16 protein-coding genes, 1 tRNA gene, 1 rRNA gene and 1 pseudogene (1 of these 19 running past the window's edge) are annotated in these 16760 nt (G+C 44.2%); 18 read left to right on the top strand and 1 reads right to left on the bottom strand.

Going from position 1 to position 16760, the window contains the following annotated elements:
- Positions 1 to 1761 (top strand): 23S ribosomal RNA (locus C6P39_RS04450); it begins 1124 nt to the left of the window's first position.
- Positions 1762 to 1849: 88 nt separating this feature from the next.
- Positions 1850 to 1922, top strand: a tRNA-Asn gene (locus C6P39_RS04445).
- Between the two features lie 603 nt (positions 1923 to 2525).
- Here C6P39_RS04445 and C6P39_RS04440 read toward each other — a convergent pair.
- Positions 2526 to 3440: an AraC family transcriptional regulator gene (locus C6P39_RS04440; RefSeq protein WP_104802958.1), complete on the bottom strand. Its 915-nt coding sequence runs from the start codon at positions 3438 to 3440 to the stop codon at positions 2526 to 2528.
- A gap of 186 nt (positions 3441 to 3626) precedes the next feature.
- Here C6P39_RS04440 and C6P39_RS04435 point away from each other — a divergent pair, with 186 nt between their 5' ends.
- From C6P39_RS04435 to C6P39_RS04360, 16 genes and pseudogenes are all read left to right on the top strand, one after another.
- Positions 3627 to 4847: an MFS transporter gene (locus tag C6P39_RS04435; RefSeq protein WP_095176424.1), complete on the top strand. Its 1221-nt coding sequence runs from the start codon at positions 3627 to 3629 to the stop codon at positions 4845 to 4847.
- A 163-nt stretch (positions 4848 to 5010) separates the two neighbouring features.
- Positions 5011 to 5871, top strand: coding sequence for an AraC family transcriptional regulator (locus tag C6P39_RS04430; protein ID WP_104802957.1), 861 nt, complete (start codon positions 5011 to 5013; stop codon positions 5869 to 5871).
- A gap of 137 nt (positions 5872 to 6008) precedes the next feature.
- Positions 6009 to 7238 (top strand): hypothetical protein, encoded by a 1230-nt coding sequence (locus tag C6P39_RS04425; protein WP_104802956.1) that lies wholly within the window; start codon positions 6009 to 6011, stop codon positions 7236 to 7238.
- A 23-nt stretch (positions 7239 to 7261) separates the two neighbouring features.
- Positions 7262 to 8647, top strand: coding sequence for an MFS transporter (locus C6P39_RS04420; protein WP_095176430.1), 1386 nt, complete (start codon positions 7262 to 7264; stop codon positions 8645 to 8647).
- 447 nt (positions 8648 to 9094) lie between these two features.
- Positions 9095 to 9505 carry a peptide deformylase gene (locus C6P39_RS04415; protein ID WP_104802955.1) on the top strand — a complete coding sequence of 137 codons (411 nt, stop codon included), beginning with the start codon at positions 9095 to 9097 and terminating at the stop codon, positions 9503 to 9505.
- A 62-nt stretch (positions 9506 to 9567) separates the two neighbouring features.
- Positions 9568 to 9828 carry a DUF1653 domain-containing protein gene (locus tag C6P39_RS04410; protein WP_095176441.1) on the top strand — a complete coding sequence of 87 codons (261 nt, stop codon included), beginning with the start codon at positions 9568 to 9570 and terminating at the stop codon, positions 9826 to 9828.
- Positions 9829 to 10206: 378 nt separating this feature from the next.
- Positions 10207 to 10872: a response regulator transcription factor gene (locus C6P39_RS04405; protein WP_104802954.1), complete on the top strand. Its 666-nt coding sequence runs from the start codon at positions 10207 to 10209 to the stop codon at positions 10870 to 10872.
- Positions 10873 to 10968: 96 nt separating this feature from the next.
- Positions 10969 to 11112 (top strand): annotated as a pseudogene (locus C6P39_RS04400) (ABC transporter ATP-binding protein); the annotation flags it as partial.
- Between the two features lie 325 nt (positions 11113 to 11437).
- Entirely contained in the window at positions 11438 to 11575 is a 138-nt protein-coding gene (locus tag C6P39_RS27650; protein ID WP_167398042.1) for a hypothetical protein, read from the top strand.
- A gap of 5 nt (positions 11576 to 11580) precedes the next feature.
- Positions 11581 to 12666 (top strand): DUF6017 domain-containing protein, encoded by a 1086-nt coding sequence (locus C6P39_RS04395; protein WP_104802953.1) that lies wholly within the window; start codon positions 11581 to 11583, stop codon positions 12664 to 12666.
- A gap of 22 nt (positions 12667 to 12688) precedes the next feature.
- The gene (locus tag C6P39_RS28415) at positions 12689 to 12874 is read left to right on the top strand and encodes a helix-turn-helix transcriptional regulator (protein WP_104802952.1); all 186 of its coding nucleotides are present in this window, start codon (positions 12689 to 12691) and stop codon (positions 12872 to 12874) included.
- Between the two features lie 27 nt (positions 12875 to 12901).
- The gene (locus tag C6P39_RS04385; RefSeq protein ID WP_104802951.1) at positions 12902 to 13330 is read left to right on the top strand and encodes a DUF6075 family protein; all 429 of its coding nucleotides are present in this window, start codon (positions 12902 to 12904) and stop codon (positions 13328 to 13330) included.
- Positions 13331 to 13347: 17 nt separating this feature from the next.
- Complete coding sequence (locus C6P39_RS04380) at positions 13348 to 13551, top strand: alcohol dehydrogenase (protein ID WP_104802950.1); 204 nt, start codon at positions 13348 to 13350, stop codon at positions 13549 to 13551.
- Positions 13552 to 13572: 21 nt separating this feature from the next.
- On the top strand, positions 13573 to 14499 hold the full coding sequence (locus C6P39_RS04375; RefSeq protein WP_104802949.1) for a ParM/StbA family protein: 927 nt from the start codon (positions 13573 to 13575) through the stop codon (positions 14497 to 14499).
- Positions 14500 to 14510: 11 nt separating this feature from the next.
- Positions 14511 to 14954, top strand: coding sequence for a hypothetical protein (locus C6P39_RS04370; RefSeq protein ID WP_104802948.1), 444 nt, complete (start codon positions 14511 to 14513; stop codon positions 14952 to 14954).
- Positions 14955 to 15215: 261 nt separating this feature from the next.
- Entirely contained in the window at positions 15216 to 16742 is a 1527-nt protein-coding gene (locus C6P39_RS04360; protein WP_104802946.1) for a Y-family DNA polymerase, read from the top strand.
- Positions 16743 to 16760: the final 18 nt, after the last annotated feature.

Here is a 16760-nt window from a genome sequence, read left to right as displayed (position 1 = left end):
CGTAATAGCTCACTGGTCGAGAGGTCCTGCGCCGAAAATGTCCGGGGCTGAAACACGACACCGAAGCTGAGGAATGACATAGTCATTGGTAGAGGAGCATTGAATGCGGGAAGAAGCAGTACCGTAAGGAGCTGTGGACTGCATTGAAGAGAGAATGCCGGAATGAGTAGCGAGAACAAGGTGAGAATCCTTGTGGCCGAATATCTAAGGTTTCCAGGGTAAAGCTGATCTGCCCTGGGTAAGTCGGGGCCTAAGGCGAGGGCGAGAGCCGTAGCCGATGGACAACAGGTTGAGATTCCTGTACTGCGATATAACAGAACTGTGGGGACACGTGTGGAGAGCACAACCCGGGAATGGAATCCCGGGGCAAGCGAAGGAGGGGTCTGATAGGAAAAACCGTCAGACAACCCAAAAGCGTGATGCGTACCGAACTAAAGTAGGGAAGTGTGTGAGCCATGCGTCAAGAAAAGCCGCTATTGTTTATACCGTACCCGTACCGTAAACCGACACAGGTGGATGAGGAGAGAATCCTAAGGCCGACGGAAGAAGCATTGCCAAGGAACTCGGCAAAATGACCCCGTAACTTCGGGAGAAGGGGTGCCAGGGAGACCTGGCCGCAGAGAATAGGCTCAAGCAACTGTTTAGCAAAAACACAGGTCTATGCGAAACCGAAAGGTGAGGTATATGGGCTGACGCCTGCCCGGTGCTGGAAGGTTAAGAGGAGATGTCAGGAGACGAAGCATTGAATTTAAGCCCCAGTAAACGGCGGCCGTAACTATAACGGTCCTAAGGTAGCGAAATTCCTTGTCGGGTAAGTTCCGACCCGCACGAAAGGCGTAATGATTTGAGCGCTGTCTCGGCAATGCATCCGGTGAAATTGAAGTACCAGTGAAGATGCTGGTTACCTGCGCCAGGACGGAAAGACCCCATGGAGCTTTACTCCAGTTTGGTACTGGGGTCCGGTATTGCATGTACAGGATAGGTGGGAGGCTTTGAAGGCATGACGCCAGTTGTGCTGGAGCCAATGTTGGGATACCACCCTTGCAGTATTGGGCTTCTAACCATCCGCCGTGACCCGGCGGTGGGACAATGCCAGGCGGGGAGTTTGACTGGGGCGGTCGCCTCCGAAAGAGTATCGGAGGCGCCCAAAGGTTCCCTCAGAATGGTTGGAAACCATTCGCAGAGTGCAAAGGCAGAAGGGAGCTTGACTGCGACACCGACGGGTGGAGCAGGTACGAAAGTAGGGCTTAGTGATCCGGTGGTATTAAGTGGGAATGCCATCGCTCAACGGATAAAAGCTACCCTGGGGATAACAGGCTTATCACTCCCAAGAGTTCACATCGACGGAGTGGTTTGGCACCTCGATGTCGGCTCATCGCATCCTGGGGCTGTAGTAGGTCCCAAGGGTTGGGCTGTTCGCCCATTAAAGCGGTACGCGAGCTGGGTTCAGAACGTCGTGAGACAGTTCGGTCCCTATCCGGCGTGGGCGTAGGATATTTGAGAGGAGCTGTCCTTAGTACGAGAGGACCGGGATGGACGGGCCGCTGGTGTACCTGTTGCAGTGCCAACTGCATGGCAGGGTAGCCAAGCCTGGAAGGGATAAACGCTGAAGGCATCTAAGCGTGAAGCCCCCCTCAAGATGAGATATCCCATTCTATAAAGAAGTAAGACCCCTTGAAGACGACGAGGTGGATAGGGCAGAGGTGGAAGTGCAGCAATGTATGGAGCTGACTGCTACTAATCGGTCGAGGGCTTGACCTAAGCACGGAAGTGCGAACGGCGGGTAAGAAAAAAGGTTTTTGTGTTTTGTATATGCGGTTTTGAAGGTACGGTGTATCAGTGTATCTATTCCTCCTTAGCTCAGTCGGTAGAGCATGCGGCTGTTAACCGCAGTGTCGTTGGTTCGAGTCCAACAGGGGGAGCTTTAAACTCCGTAAACATGATTGTTTATGGAGTTTTTGTGTTATACGGAATTTTTAAGACTAAGTGCAGTCTGTGTTTGGGGAGGGAGTGTTTGAGTCTATTGATAAGATAGTGGCACTTGTTCGTGACTATGTTTTAAGAGCAAAATCAGGCCCGACACCTGCTATATTCTTTTTTAATAATATATCACCCTGCACAGCATAGGAAAAGATACAGGCCGCTGTCCAGGCCGTTAAAATCTATGGCGCCCCGGAGCAGATGAGAACACGCCATACCTGCTTCCAAAGTTCCGGTCATTTGAGGACTTCCTAAAGCATAAGCTGAAAAACAATCCGGAGGGATATACATTTGAGTGGATGAAACAATCTGCATATTCTTATTTATTATAGTTTTAGCAATACATAGACGCAAATAAAAAGACCAGCTGGGGGGCTGGTCTTTTTGGAGAAGGTATTTCTTCTTATGGGGTGTAGCAAAAACTATATAATGTATTGGGGGTAATTTATTTATACTATATTTCGACAGATAAGTGTCAACAAAATTTCAAAAATATCCGGATAGAAATTGTGTAGTTTTAAAAATAGGCAGAATTCATTGTAAGATTAGACCGGAAAACGGATATTATCCGCCGGTTCATTATGCAATCTGAAGGCGGAAGGTGTGACTCCGTACCGTTCTCTAAAAAGCTTAGTAAAGTAACTGGGACTTTGGAAACCGCATTGGTCCGCGATTTCTATAATACTGTGGCTGGTCTCAGTAAGGAGATGCACGGACATAGCAAGCCTGTACTGCTCAAAATATTGGGTGGGTGTCAGGCCCAGTACCTTTTTGAAATCCCTCTGACATTCACGTTTGCATATATTGGCCTGGTCTGCCAGTTGTGTCACGCTGACGGGTTCCCGGTAATGGCTATGGAAGTAATCCAACATTCGCTTTACACGCTCCATCAGAAAAGAAGCCCTGGTCTCCTTCTGCTCTAATTGGTCCTTGCTATGCCCAAGAAGGAGAGTAAAGACATTAGACAGTAAGCTTCGCACGGTAAACTCATATAAATCCGGTTTGTTTTTACAGACTGTGATCGCATTTTTTATAGAAAGAGCTGCTTCTTTCTGCCAATCTGTGTCCGTATGGAAGACAAAGCCTGCCATGTATGGGCAGCGCATAAGCGGAAGCATATATTTATCATAAAATATGCTGCCAACATCTCCGTAAATCAGACGGGGATGGAATACAATGTCGCTTTCTTCATAGGGAACGCCCGGCTCCTCAAAAAAGGCATGGGGAATGCCTGTATTGATAAAGAGAGCTTCTCCGGCGCAAAGAAGAAAACGTCGGCTCCCAACCGAACACTGCAGAGTTCCCCGGTTCAGATACACCAGCTCGATCTCTTCATGCCAGTGCCAGGGCACATCACCCTGGTTCATGCCGCTGTAATACCAGGCACATGGGAAGGCCAGGGTTCCATGATTGAGTAGTTCCCTGCCTTTTTCATCAACACGTATGGGATTGCTAATCATTTTTCACCTCAGGATATTTTAGTCTGTCGCTTTTCTTATAGTATAATACGCAATCTTTATGGAAGCAATCCGCAATTTGAAGTATAATATGCCAAGATACTGATTTATTACGGTTCACAGCCACCGTTTGAGAAAGGGTTGTTGAACTGTAACCTGAATTTGAGACATAAGAGGAGTTTATATGGTATGACATCATTGTTATTGATTATTATCTATCTGGCATTTATCAGTCTGGGACTTCCGGATTCCCTTCTCGGATCGGCTTGGCCCAGTATGTATCAGGAATTGGGAGCATCCGTCTCCTGGGCTGGTATTATCACTATGATCATCGCTGCAGGGACGATCGTTTCCAGTTTAGCAAGTGATCATCTCACCCGGAAACTGGGGGCCGGCAAGGTTACTGCCATCAGTGTGGGAATGACGGCTGTGGCATTGTTTGGCTTTTCCATCAGTAATTCTTTCTGGCTTTTATGCCTTTGGGCAGTGCCCTATGGGTTGGGAGCGGGAAGTGTTGACGCGGCACTCAATAATTTTGTTGCCCTGCATTATCCTGCCAGGCATATGAGCTGGCTGCATTGCATGTGGGGATTGGGAGCCAGTATTGGACCTGTAGTAATGGGATGGGCTGTGGCAGGAGGATTAAAATGGAATGGCGGGTATCAGACCATTTCTATTATGCAGGTGGTTTTGACTGCAGTCCTCATTTTTTCACTTCCACTCTGGAGGAAGATGCAGAAATCCCACGCAGTAAAAACAGGGGATGATTCGGAAGTATCTGAAAAAAATCCGGGCCGTCACTACACATTGCCTCAGCTTGTGAGGCTGAGAGGCGTTAAGGAAGTGCTGATCTGCTTTTTCTGCTACTGTGCTCTGGAAAGCACGGCAGGTATTTGGGCAGCCAGCTATTGTACCTTATATCACGGAATCAGCCCGGAACGGGCAGCGCGCTGGGCCAGCCTTTTCTATATGGGAATCACAGCAGGCCGGTTTGTGTGTGGGTTTATCACGATGAAAGTGAATGACCGCAATATGATACGTTTGGGACAGGTGGTAACTGCCGTGGGCATTGTCTGCATTCTTCTTCCTATTGGAGGAAATGTGCTCTTTGCCGGATTGATCTTGGTTGGCTGCGGATGTGCACCTATTTATCCATCTATCATCCATGAGACGCCAATTAATTTTGGAGCAGATTTAAGCCAGTCGGTCATTGGGGTACAGATGGCGGCTGCCTATGTGGGGACCTGCCTGGTTCCGCCTCTGTTCGGACTTATTGCACAGTATATAAATATTGGGCTCTATCCGGTTTTTATGGCAGTTATACTGGTCTTAATGGTAATTATGTCAGAAAAGCTTCATATTGCTGTGCTGCATAAAGACATAGAGTTTCGTACTGCGGAGGAGAACTAGTGTTCCATCCAGTCACTGTTTTTCTGAATCCTTGTATATAAAAAACATATCGGTTATACTTCTAAAAAGAGGTATAGCCGTTTTTTGTGTAAAGCGATATGTGGCTGGACCATACTATGCGGGGCATAGCATGTCTGTCTGAACGGGAAAGGGGGATATAAGGATGATATGTCAGGAACCGGGAGTGCTGCCAGGCTCTGATTTTTATTTTTACACGCCGTCTGCGCTGGCAAAAGAGCGTCTGTTTTATTTTACGTCTGTGGGGCATTTCCTCTGTGAGGCGGAATACCGCATTGAACGGCAGGTTGATTATAAAAATTATATGCTGCTGTTTGTAAAAAAAGGAAAAATGATGATAACATCAGAAGGGAAGAAAAGTATAGCAAAAGAAGGGGATATGGTGTTTTTGAATTGTCACAGACCTCATGCGTATCGTGCTGTGGGGTATGCGGAATTTCAGTGGGTACATTTTGACGGGGCAAATACCAGGCAGTTTTATCATGATATTATGGAGAGTACAGGCGGACGCCAGGTTTTCCGTCTTGATAATGGGGAGACGGTGCAGAAGAAATTAAAAGAGATCATATCCAACTGCAGATATGGAAGATTCTGTTCCGAGTTTGACGATTCCCTGAATATCTACCAGCTCATAATTGGTATATCTAAAAACATGCAGGGGAGCCTGCAGAATGGAAACGAGAATGTGGAGCTGATGATTGAAGAGGCCCTGCTGTTTATTGCGGATAACCTGAACAGTGACCTTTCTGTAGAGATGATAGCAGATCATGTAGGATTGAGCGAATCCCATTTTTCCAGAAAGTTCAGGAAGGCTATGAACAGTTCTCCAAAAGAATATGTGATCCGAAAAAGGCTCAATGAGGCAAAATGTCTGTTGAAAACCACATCTCTTGCGGTGAAGGAGATTGCTTTTCTGGTAGGATTCAACAGCGAATCCCACTTTTGCAATACGTTTACAGCCCAAAACGGATTATCCCCAAAAAAATTCCGGGAATTCCCCCTGTAGGAATAAGAAGGAGATTCAGAGAGCAGAAAATTACAATATTATAGTCAGAATCTTTATTGGAAATCTATTTTTTCTGACGTATCATATGGTTAACAGATAAGGAAAACCCATATAATACGAAGGGAGAAAGATAAGCTATGATATCACAAAAAGAAAGAGAACGTCTGCGCGAATTGGCAAGACGGCAGCTGGAAATTGCAAATAGTGAAAAAAATCTGAAGAGGACCCGGGAATGGATCGCCCACAACGCCTGCAGAGGGGAACGTCCCATGATCCATCTGGAAATTGATAATTTTACACAGGAGGTATTGTTCCCCGAGATGCAGTGCGAGGACCCTATGGCACGCAGGATAGAAGAGCGCCTTCTGCATAATTTCTATAATATGCAGGTGTTGGATGACGATAAGGTAGTTGCCCCGTATTTTGGTGTATGGTGGGATCTGGAGCTGAGACCCTGGGGCTTTGATGTGCTGAAGGATGTGGACGCAAATGGAGGAATCGGGCAGCACTTCAGAGAACAAGTAGAAGAACTGGGAGAAGAGATGGACAAATTTAGGCCTTCCCGGTTCCGGTTGGAGACAGAAAAAACCAATGAATATTTTAAAGCGGCACAGGATGCCTTTGGAGATATCCTTCCCGTCAAACATACCGGCAAGTCACTAACATGCTGGCTGACACAGGATCTGGTACATATTATGGGAATGCAGAATATGTGTTATGCACTTTATGACTATCCGGACCAGATCAAACAGGTTTTGAACCAGCTTGCGGATGATTATCTGAAATTTTTCCAGGATTGGCAGGACAGCGGACTTTTGTATCCCACTGCCGGTTATGAAGAATGCAATCAGGGCTCTATCTGCCTGACAGATGAGCTTCCAAGTGAAGGTCCTGCAACACTGGACAAAGTCTGGCTTCATATGGATTCCCAGGAAACGATCAATGTCTCCCAGGAAATGTTTGAGACCCTGATTTGGGATTCCTATAAAAAAGTAGCAGATCGTTTCGGGCTTGTCTCCTTTGGCTGCTGTGATCCCCTGGAACGTTTGTGGCCGTGCCTGAGTCAATTGAAAAATCTGAGAAAAGCCTCTATTTCACCCTGGACCAATGAGGCATTTATGGGGGAGGTGCTGGCCGGAAAGAAAATCATTTATCAGAGAAAGCCAAGCCCTAACTATCTGGGTGTGGATGAAAAGCTCAATGAAGAGGCATGGCGCAGCCATATTATGACAACTCTGGAACATGCGAAAAACTGTACCGTTGAATTGACCATTCGTGATGTATACACGATACATAATAATGTGGATAAAGCAAAGAGATGCGTAGAAATCATGAGAGAGTGTATTGCGGATAAATGGAACGCATGACGATCTGAACAAGGGGGATGTTTATGCAGGAACAAAGATTTCCGAGAGAAGGCCGCATCAGCTTTACTACGAAGATCGCTTACGGAAGCGGGGATGTAGCGTGTAATATTGTCTATGGCATGATCAGCACGCTGCTGGTTCTGTTTTATACGGATTATGCCGGAGTCTCTCCGTATCTGGTGGGGATTGTGATGATGCTGTCGCGTATTTTTGACGGCGTATCAGATGTGATCATGGGATATATTGTGTCAAAGACACATTCCAGGTGGGGACAGTCACGTCCCTGGATCATATGGATGGCGGCACCGTATGCCCTGGGAGCTGTTTTGCTGTTTACGGTGCCCCATACCGGTGAGATGCTGCAGTTTATATATATGTTTATTACCTATAATTTCTGTACGACAGTCTGTTATACTGCCATTAATCTGCCTTACGGGTCTCTCTCTGCCATGATGACCAGGGATTCCGGACAGAGGGACATGCTGTCCGTGTTCCGCATGGGGATGTCTCCAATAGGGCGCATCATTGCGGTCACTTTTACGCTGCCTTTGGTCAAGGCTTTCGGCAATGATCAGGCGGCCTGGATAAAATGTATGTCTATCTGGGCTGTGCTGGCACTTATCCTTCTTGTGTTCTGCTTCTTTTCCTGTGAGGAGAAGGTGCATATAGTGGCAAGAGAAAAACAGGGGACTATATCCTTAAAGGATAATCTGAAAGCGTTGGTAAAAAATCAGTATTTCTGGGCCGTTTTGCTGCTTTGGACCTTCCAGGGGACTACGCAGACAGTAGTGGGGACCATACTTCCGTATTATTGTAAATATGTGTTCCATAATGATTCCTGGATGTACAGTACATTATATTTTATTGAGACAGTCGTGATCATCATTGTCACATTTTTGTGTCCTTTGCTGCGGAAATTCTTTACCAAAAGCAGAGTTATCCTGTTGGGGGCAGTGATTGTTCTGGCAGGACAGTTTCTGTTTCTGTTGAATCCTTATGACTTTAAATGGTGTGTATTGACCACAGTGCTCCGTGGAATTGGGCAGGCGCCTTTGAGTGCTTTTATTTTCGGTATGATCGGTGATGTGGTGGAATTTGGGCAGTGGAAAACACATGTGCGTCAGGAGAGTTTTATTTTCTCCGGCGGGTCTGTGGGAGCCAAGATTGGAATGGGGGCTTCTCAGGCCCTCATTACAGGAATCCTGAGCCTGTGCGGTTATGTGGCATCCACCGGAGCCGCAGTTACACAACCGGAGGCAGTGGTCAATGCCATTGTTAAAATCTATGCATTTGCGCCTGTTGTGGTGTGGATACTGGTCATTCTGGTGATTCTGTTTTACGGTTTGGATAAAAAGTACCCTGCTATCATGAAGGAATTGTGTGAACGGGAAGCGCGGGGAGAAATGTAAAAGTAGGGAAGGAGAAAGGGGGTCCGGCCAGCAGCCGGGCTCTTTTTTCATAAGGAAAAAGACCAGCGGGGGAGCTGGTCTTTTTGGAGAAGGTATTTCTTCTTATGGGGTGTAGCAAAAACTATATAATGTATTGGGGGTAATTTATTTATACCTTATTTCAAGGAAAAAGTGTGAACAAATATTAAAAAAATTTACTGCTGAAATTGTGGAATTTTAAATGTGAGGAGAATTTGTTGTAGAAAAAGACTGGAAAAAAGTGGAAGATTGGAGTTTCGTTATGCAAAATGGGAGGATAAGGGAAAGGGCAGTGGCTCCGGGAAAATAGGAAGGAGGAGGGAAGAGATGCATGAATACTTGTATATAATTTGAAAATCGGTTATACTTCAAGCAGATGAATTTTGATGGTTCTTAGAGTGAAGAAGAACAGTTGTTGAAGGAGATATTATGGTAAGAGCAGTGGTGAGAGACACTTTTTTTCTCAGTCAAAAATCGGAACCTGCCGGAAGGGATGACGATGAGGTGATAAAGGATTTACTGGACACCCTTCAGGCTAACCGGGAGCGGTGTGTAGGGATGGCAGCTAATATGATCGGCGTTAAGAAACGTATTATTGTGGTCAGTACGGGCGGGGTGGATATGGCTATGCTGAATCCCGTGATCATTAAGAAATCCATGCCTTATGAGACAGAAGAGGGATGTCTTTCCCTGGAGGGAAGCAGAAAGACCACCCGTTTTGAAACCATAGAGGTAGAATACAGGGACCGGAGCTATAAGCGATGCAGACAACGTTTTAAAGGATGGACCGCGCAGATCATACAGCATGAAATCGACCATTGTGATGGGATCGTAATATGAGATAAAAGAAAACGATGCAGCAGTCAGGAGAAAATTTGCAGGCACACAAGAAGGAGGGTATTATGGAACGGGATTTGAGGCCAGGGGATATTGTAAGGAATTTTAAGAGAGAAACCGTGCATCCGGACAGTGACTTATATTTGTATCAGATCATTGCATTCGCAACGCATTCTGAGACAAATGAAAAACTGGTGATCTATCAGGCGCTATACCGTCCGTTTGGAGTATGGGCCAGGCCGTACGATATGTTTATGGGTGAGGTGGACAGAGAAAAATACCCGGAGATCAGTCAGAGATACAGGTTTGAGAAGATCGAAAATTGAATATAACAGCCTAAACTGCCGCTTGGAAAAAAAGACCAAACGGCAGTTTTCTGTTGCCGCATTTTCAGCTTGCCAATTTTAAGCGGCGTATCATGGGATTTTTGCTTGAATTTCTGGACAAACTTCCGGTAGCTGCAAAACCGTTTTTTTCCCCAATATAGAATACGGAATGATCTGTTGTAAGCAGGTCTGTATAAGCGTGTTTCGGGCATATGTCAGTAATGTGGGTCAGGAACCTATGAAATCAGCATACCTGCCTAACGGAAGGAATAGCCTATAGCATAATGGCCGCCTTTTTGTTACAATATGAATTAAAGTGTGTTTGCCCTTTCGTGGGCGTGGCAGACATTAAGGCGGCAGAAAGGGAGGCAGCGTTTCATGAAGTATATTGCAATTATAGAAGATGATATTCCCATCGGTGATATGGTAGAAGCAATTTTGAAAAAAGAGGGATACGGGGTGCTGCGTGCGTATTCAGGGACGGAGGCACTGCTTCTTTTGGCCCAGAGGCATCCGGATCTGATCCTGCTGGATCTAATGCTCCCAGGACTGAGCGGGGAGGAAATCCTTCCAAAGCTTTCCGGGATTCCCGTTATTGTAGTCAGCGCCAAGGCTGGGTTAGATGACAAGGTGAATCTTCTGCTGGAAGGCGCTTCGGACTATATCACAAAACCTTTTGAAACAAAAGAATTGTTAGCCAGGATAACGGTGCAGCTCAGAAAGGCATCCATTCCCGTTGATCATACAGAATTGATGTTTGAGGATCTGTGTCTCAATACGGAAACATATCAGGTTACGGCAGACGGTATGGCTGTCCGCCTGACCAAAACGGAGTTTGCTGTTTTGAAACTGCTGATGCAGAACCCTTCCCAGGTCATCACAAAGACACGGATATTGGATCTGATCAGTGAAGATACACCGGACTGCATGGAAAGTTCCCTGAAAGTACATGTGAGCAATCTGCGGAGAAAACTCAGGGAGATAACAGGAAAAGATTATATTGAGGCGGTATGGGGAATTGGATTTAAAATGCGTGAACAATGATCTGACAGTATCTTTACGGTTTCTTAACTGTTTCCTTAACCGCTTTCTTAACCATGTCGTGCTATTATGGCTGTATCAAATAAAGGAGGCACGGATATGGATTACGTTTTGAGTACAGAGAATCTTTCAAAACAATATAAAAATTTCAAAGCTTTAAACAGACTTTCCATGCATGTGGAAAAAGGAGCAATTTATGGATTTATAGGAAAGAACGGGGCCGGTGACCGTGTTATAATAAGACCAAGTTAGCAAGGAACCCAATGAAATCAAGGGTTTGCGGCTACTTTGGTCTTAATTTATTATACCACAATCGAACTGCTTTTTCATTAAAAATCCAGTGTCGTTTTCCAAAGAGTGGGATATTTTGGGCTAGGGGTCGCAACCGGGTGGTTTGGACCTGCTTATACTTAGTCCTATTCCAAAAATACTTTTCTTTTGCTTCATCTTGAAGTAAAACCCTCTTTCGGGGGAACAGCGCTGTTTAAAATATAAATACAAAGAGGACTGAGTAAAGCAACTTTGTTAGCTGACCTTAGTCCTCTTTTGCGTTTTAGGAGGATAGGGTATGCAGGTATTAGTCGTTATTTTTATTACTTTATTAGTTTTATCAATGATTGTCAGTTTTGCTTTGGCAGTAACAGCAAAAAAAACTGACGAAAGATTACGCACGATCTGTCTCCATCTTGAACAGAAGGAGAGGTGAAGAGAATGCGAGAGTATACAACAGGAAATCCGATTGTGGATGCAAGTGCCCAAATCAGTATTACCGGCAACATAACACCACAAGCATGGTATAGAACAATTGTTAAAGAAACAGGAAAGCCCCATTTGACAGCAATAGTTATACTAGCGGATATAGTTTATTGGTATCGTCCTACTGAATTGAGGGATGAAAGTACCGGTCAGATAATCGCAATCCGCAAGAAATTTAAGGCAGATTTATTACAAAGAAGCTATCAACAGATTGCGGAGCAGTTTGGGCTTAGTAAAAAGGAAGCCACGAATGCGATTGTTTTTCTGGAAAAATTGGGAGTCATAAAAAGAGTTTTTCGGACAGTCAACCTGAATGGTCTTGTTGTAAACAACGTCCTGTATATTGAGCTGATTGTTGGGAAGCTGAAAGAATTAACGTATCCAGGCTGTTATGAAACCCCTGTGCCTTATATGGGGGATAGGGGGCAGGAGGTTGCGGAGGATAATTTCGAAGAGCAAAGCATTATCGCAGAAAAAGGGGAGATAACTACTTCTAGCGAGAGAGGTGTCCCTCAAAAAAGGGAGAGGGTATCCCCTAAAAAAGAGAGACCTGTCGTATCTCTAAATGGGACCTGCCACATTTCGGAAGATATACCTCTGACCGGATGTGTACAGACAAATACAGATATTAACACAAATACTTCAACAACAGATTATACCAATCCTGTCCAATCATATCGGGATACACATCAGGCATTTCTTGAACAGATTGGATATGATGCGATCTGTATAGACCGTCCTTACGACAAAGACCGCCTGGATGAAATTGTGGGGATAGCCGTTGATGTCCTTACGACAACGAAAAATACGGTCAGGATCAATCAAGAGGAGAAGCCTTCAGCAATCGTAAAGTCTGTATTTTGGAAGTTGGATATGTTCAGCATTCAATTTGTTTTAAACAGCTTGTCAGAGACAAAAACCAAAATTCGCAATATGCGAGCTGCATTGGTAACTGTCCTTTACAATGCTGCCTTTACATCAAGCAATGTTGTGATGAATCAGGCGGCGGTGAACGGTGACATTTTCCCCGGGATTTTATAAGCAAAGGGGGTGATGGAACGTAATCAGACTTAGACAACTACGCATAGAGAAAGGATTCACACAATGGGAACTGGCGGACAAGCTGAGAATCAGTTTGCGTACATATCAGAGGATTGAATATGGACAGCAAAAACCGTCTTATAAAGTCGTATTAGGATTACAAAAGATATTTGAAGATAAGATTGAGTCTATTCTGCAGGATATGTAGCTGCTGAATATGAAATGGAGGAAATGTATGTTTGATATGAATCAGATAGATGTTATGGACATCGTATTTGCCGACGAAGCTCATGAAAGGTTTTTCCGTGAAAAGGTCCGTGAACTTCCAAATACGCGCAGGGACAGTAAAGAAATTGCTATGATATACACTCTTGGAATCTGTGATAAGACCAGAGCTGCCTATACACAGATTGTGGAACAAAGTACACAGCAGGTAAACCCATTGGTGCTATTTGCAGGTTGGCAAACATCTGCTTCGGTAAAGGTGACAAGGCTGGCTATTAATCTTTATACTGGTTTTTCACAGGAAATTATCAGGGACGATTCGGAAGAGGGGTACGATTTCGGTGAGGTCAGCCCTGACTATACGGTTGAGGAAATCTTTGATTGTCCTTATGCAAGGTATTTTATTGAATCTGTCAAACTTCGATACGGTATAGAATAATATGGAGGACAGGAAATATGAAGATGTATAAGATTGATGATATCATTGAGATATTGGAGACTGGCAGGAAATCGAAAAATAAATATGCAGGTTTTGAAGCCAACAGAGAAGGAAATCTTATCATCACATTAAAGGAACACGCTCCAGATTGGAGGAATCCGGAAGGCTTTGGAGAAGCGGTTACAGAACTTGAACTTTTGGAATGTAGCGGCGAATATTAACTACAAGGAGGAAACACCATTATGGATAGGGAGATTCTTGGAATTGATCATGGAAATAGACAAATGAAAACTGCAAATACAGAATTTTTATCCACAGTAACGCCCCAGAGGGTCAAACCCAGTAATTTAAGCCAGATATTGGAGTTTGGCGGAAAGTATTATGCAATCGGTGGCAGTAGGGAGGATGTGATTACGAAGATTGACAAAACAGTAGATGATGATTACTATATTCTCACTTTAGCGTCTCTGGCCACTGAATTAAAATTTAGAGGAAAGAATCAGGTGGCTGTCCGGTTGGCAACGGGATTGCCTCCACGGTGGTATGAATCCCAGATGAAAACATTTCGAAAATATCTGGGAAAGGAGAAAGAATTAAACTTCCGGTATCAGGGAGAGGAATTCCGTGTTTATCTGGAAGGTGTGAGCGTATATATGCAGGGATTTGCAGCAATAGCTGACGTATTGACAGAAACAGAAGGAAAATCCTGCTTATTAGTTGATATTGGAGGCGGAACTGTTGATGGGGTTCCGATTGAGAATATGCGGCCCAGTGGTGCACAGCCTATTATAGATAATTATGGGACAATAAAATGTATTTCCAGTGTGAATGAGGTTCTGATGGCTGAATTCGGTGAGAAAGCAAAACCTTATATCATTGAAAAAATCATGCAAACAGGAACATATGCGGGTGATGAGGCGTATCTTCGGGTAATCCGAAGGGAATTAAGAAGATATACAGATTATATCTATAATCTTATCAAGAAACATGGGTACAATCTCCATCTGGAAAAAATAATCTTTATGGGTGGCGGGGCTTCGATCATGCAGAATTTTGGTGATAATGAAGGCAAGGACGTGATTTTTATTCCAGATATCCATGCCAATGCAAGAGGGTATGAAGAAACCCTAAAAAGCATATGGAAGGCCAGACAGAACATGGCCGGATAAGGAGGCCATAAATGGACGATAAATATTCAACAACCCTTCGGCTTTATAAAAACAATCCGGTACATTTCCAGGCACTCACCTGTCTGGAAACATATAACCGGGAATTGTTCAGCTCAAAGAATGATTTTATTGCCGAGGCGGTGATCTATTATGCAGAACACTTGAAAAAGAAAGCAGAATATGAAGAGCTGGAAGATACAATATCCAGTATAAGGGAGCATGAGGAATTTTTTCAGGAACTGACAAAGCGTGCCATGGAAAAGGCATTGCACGACATGCAGGCCATATCCACTCCGGTGCTTAGTGAAAATATGACGAAAACAGAAGAGAAACAGGAGCCAGAAAAAAAGAATGAACAACCGGATATAGACCCGGCAACAGAGAAGGATTTTAAACTGCTTGAGTTTTATGGTTCATTCGGTGACTTTGAAGACGAAGGAGAAGATTGTTTATGATGATATTATGTGCTATTATTAAATTAATAGGGAAACTGGTGTTTGGGTTGGCTTACGCATTATTAAAGATTGTTTCATTCAGCTTTAAAATGGTAGGTTATATGTTTTTATTCGTGTTCCATATCTTTTTGATTTTAGTTGATATGGGAACCCCATCTTAAATAACAGAAAAATAAGAAAAAAGTATATGATGGGCGCTAAAGGATTTAGAAGCGAATTATGAGACACAGATGGAAGTATAATGGAAGGAGGATGCCGATAATGGAAGGGCAAAAGACATATATTGCAATTGACCTGAAATCATTTTATGCCTCTGTAGAGTGCAGGGAACGTAATCTCAATCCGCTGACTACAAATTTGGTAGTAGCTGATTCAAGCCGTACAGAAAAGACGATATGTCTTGCTGTATCACCTGCTTTAAAAGCATATGGTATTCCTGGACGTCCGAGATTGTTTGAGGTGGTACAGAAGGTACGGGAGGCAAATGCGAAGCGGCAGCGTGTGGCACCCAGACATACCTTAACCGGTTCTTCCTGTGATGCTGTGGAATTGAGAGATTTTCCTGAATTGGCAATTTCATATGTTGCCGCACCTCCCCGTATGTCCTTATATATGGAGTACAGTACCAGAATATACAATATATATCTGAATTATATCGCTCAAGAAGATATCCATGTGTACTCTATTGATGAAGTTATCATGGATATTACCCAGTACCTGAAAACCTACCATCTTACTGCTCGGGCGCTTGCACAGAAGATGATGCAGGATGTCTTGCTAAATACAGGAATTACAGCTACAGCCGGAATTGGTACGAACATGTATCTATGCAAGATTGCCATGGACATTGTGGCAAAGCACATAGAACCAGACAAAAATGGGGCACGGATTGCTGAATTGGACGAAATGAGTTATCGACAGTTCCTCTGGAACCATCAGCCATTGACCGACTTCTGGCGCATTGGAAAAGGATATGCCCGCAAGCTGGAAGCACATGGTATGTATACTATGGGTGATGTGGCCCGGTGTTCAATCGGAAAACCCGATGATTTCCATAATGAAGAATTGTTATATAAGCTGTTTGGGGTCAATGCGGAATTATTGATTGACCATGCCTGGGGATGGGAGCCTTGCACGATGGCTGATATTAAATCATACAAACCATCGGAAAACAGTGTTGGTTCCGGACAAGTGCTGCAATCCCCCTATAGTTATGAAAAAGCAAGACTGATCGTACAGGAAATGACAGACCAGTTGGTTCTTGACCTGGTGGATAAGGGGCTAGTGACAGATCAAATGGTTCTTACTGTGGGATATGATATTGAAAATCTTACAAATCCAGACATTAGGAAATCCTATAAAGGTGAGATTGTTACAGACCACTACGGACGCAGGATACCAAAACATGCCCATGGCACAGCCAATATCGGACGGAAGACTTCCTCCACAATGTTGATTATGGAAGCAGTAATGGATTTATTTGAAAGAATCGTAGATAGAAAGCTTCTTGTCAGACGAGTAAATATAGCAGCTTGTCATGTTGTAGAAGAAAGCTCGGTTGTTGATACGCCCAGTTTTGAACAGCTTGATTTGTTTACTGATTATGATGCTTTAGAGAAAAACAAGATGGAAGAAGAGGAAAAACTCCAACGTGAAAAGCAGATGCAGGAGGCTATGTTGAAAATTAAGAAAAAGTATGGAAAGAATGCAATACTAAAAGGTATGAATCTGAAAGAGGGCGCTATGGCGCAGGAGCGTAACAGACAGATTGGCGGTCACAAGGCATGATGTACGGGGAAGGGAGCT

The sequence above is a fragment of the Blautia marasmi genome (assembly GCF_900258535.1).
In the GTDB taxonomy this organism is placed as follows: Bacteria; Bacillota; Clostridia; order Lachnospirales; family Lachnospiraceae; genus Blautia; species Blautia hominis.
This window is presented reverse-complemented; position numbering and strand designations above follow the sequence as displayed.

Excerpts from the sequence above, each read along its gene's own strand:
- C6P39_RS04375 (WP_104802949.1), top strand. The coding sequence starts at position 13,573 with ATGGATAGGGAGATTCTTGGAATTGATCATGGAAATAGACAAATGAAA.
- C6P39_RS04415 (WP_104802955.1), top strand. The coding sequence starts at position 9,095 with ATGGTAAGAGCAGTGGTGAGAGACACTTTTTTTCTCAGTCAAAAATCG.
- C6P39_RS04425 (WP_104802956.1), top strand. The coding sequence starts at position 6,009 with ATGATATCACAAAAAGAAAGAGAACGTCTGCGCGAATTGGCAAGACGG.
- C6P39_RS04435 (WP_095176424.1), top strand. The coding sequence starts at position 3,627 with ATGACATCATTGTTATTGATTATTATCTATCTGGCATTTATCAGTCTG.
- C6P39_RS04360 (WP_104802946.1), top strand. The coding sequence starts at position 15,216 with ATGGAAGGGCAAAAGACATATATTGCAATTGACCTGAAATCATTTTAT.
- C6P39_RS04380 (WP_104802950.1), top strand. The coding sequence starts at position 13,348 with ATGAAGATGTATAAGATTGATGATATCATTGAGATATTGGAGACTGGC.
- C6P39_RS04440 (WP_104802958.1), bottom strand. The coding sequence starts at position 3,440 with ATGATTAGCAATCCCATACGTGTTGATGAAAAAGGCAGGGAACTACTC.
- C6P39_RS04395 (WP_104802953.1), top strand. The coding sequence starts at position 11,581 with ATGCGAGAGTATACAACAGGAAATCCGATTGTGGATGCAAGTGCCCAA.
- C6P39_RS04410 (WP_095176441.1), top strand. The coding sequence starts at position 9,568 with ATGGAACGGGATTTGAGGCCAGGGGATATTGTAAGGAATTTTAAGAGA.
- C6P39_RS27650 (WP_167398042.1), top strand. The coding sequence starts at position 11,438 with ATGCAGGTATTAGTCGTTATTTTTATTACTTTATTAGTTTTATCAATG.
- C6P39_RS04370 (WP_104802948.1), top strand. The coding sequence starts at position 14,511 with ATGGACGATAAATATTCAACAACCCTTCGGCTTTATAAAAACAATCCG.
- C6P39_RS04405 (WP_104802954.1), top strand. The coding sequence starts at position 10,207 with ATGAAGTATATTGCAATTATAGAAGATGATATTCCCATCGGTGATATG.
- C6P39_RS04385 (WP_104802951.1), top strand. The coding sequence starts at position 12,902 with ATGTTTGATATGAATCAGATAGATGTTATGGACATCGTATTTGCCGAC.
- C6P39_RS04430 (WP_104802957.1), top strand. The coding sequence starts at position 5,011 with ATGATATGTCAGGAACCGGGAGTGCTGCCAGGCTCTGATTTTTATTTT.
- C6P39_RS04420 (WP_095176430.1), top strand. The coding sequence starts at position 7,262 with ATGCAGGAACAAAGATTTCCGAGAGAAGGCCGCATCAGCTTTACTACG.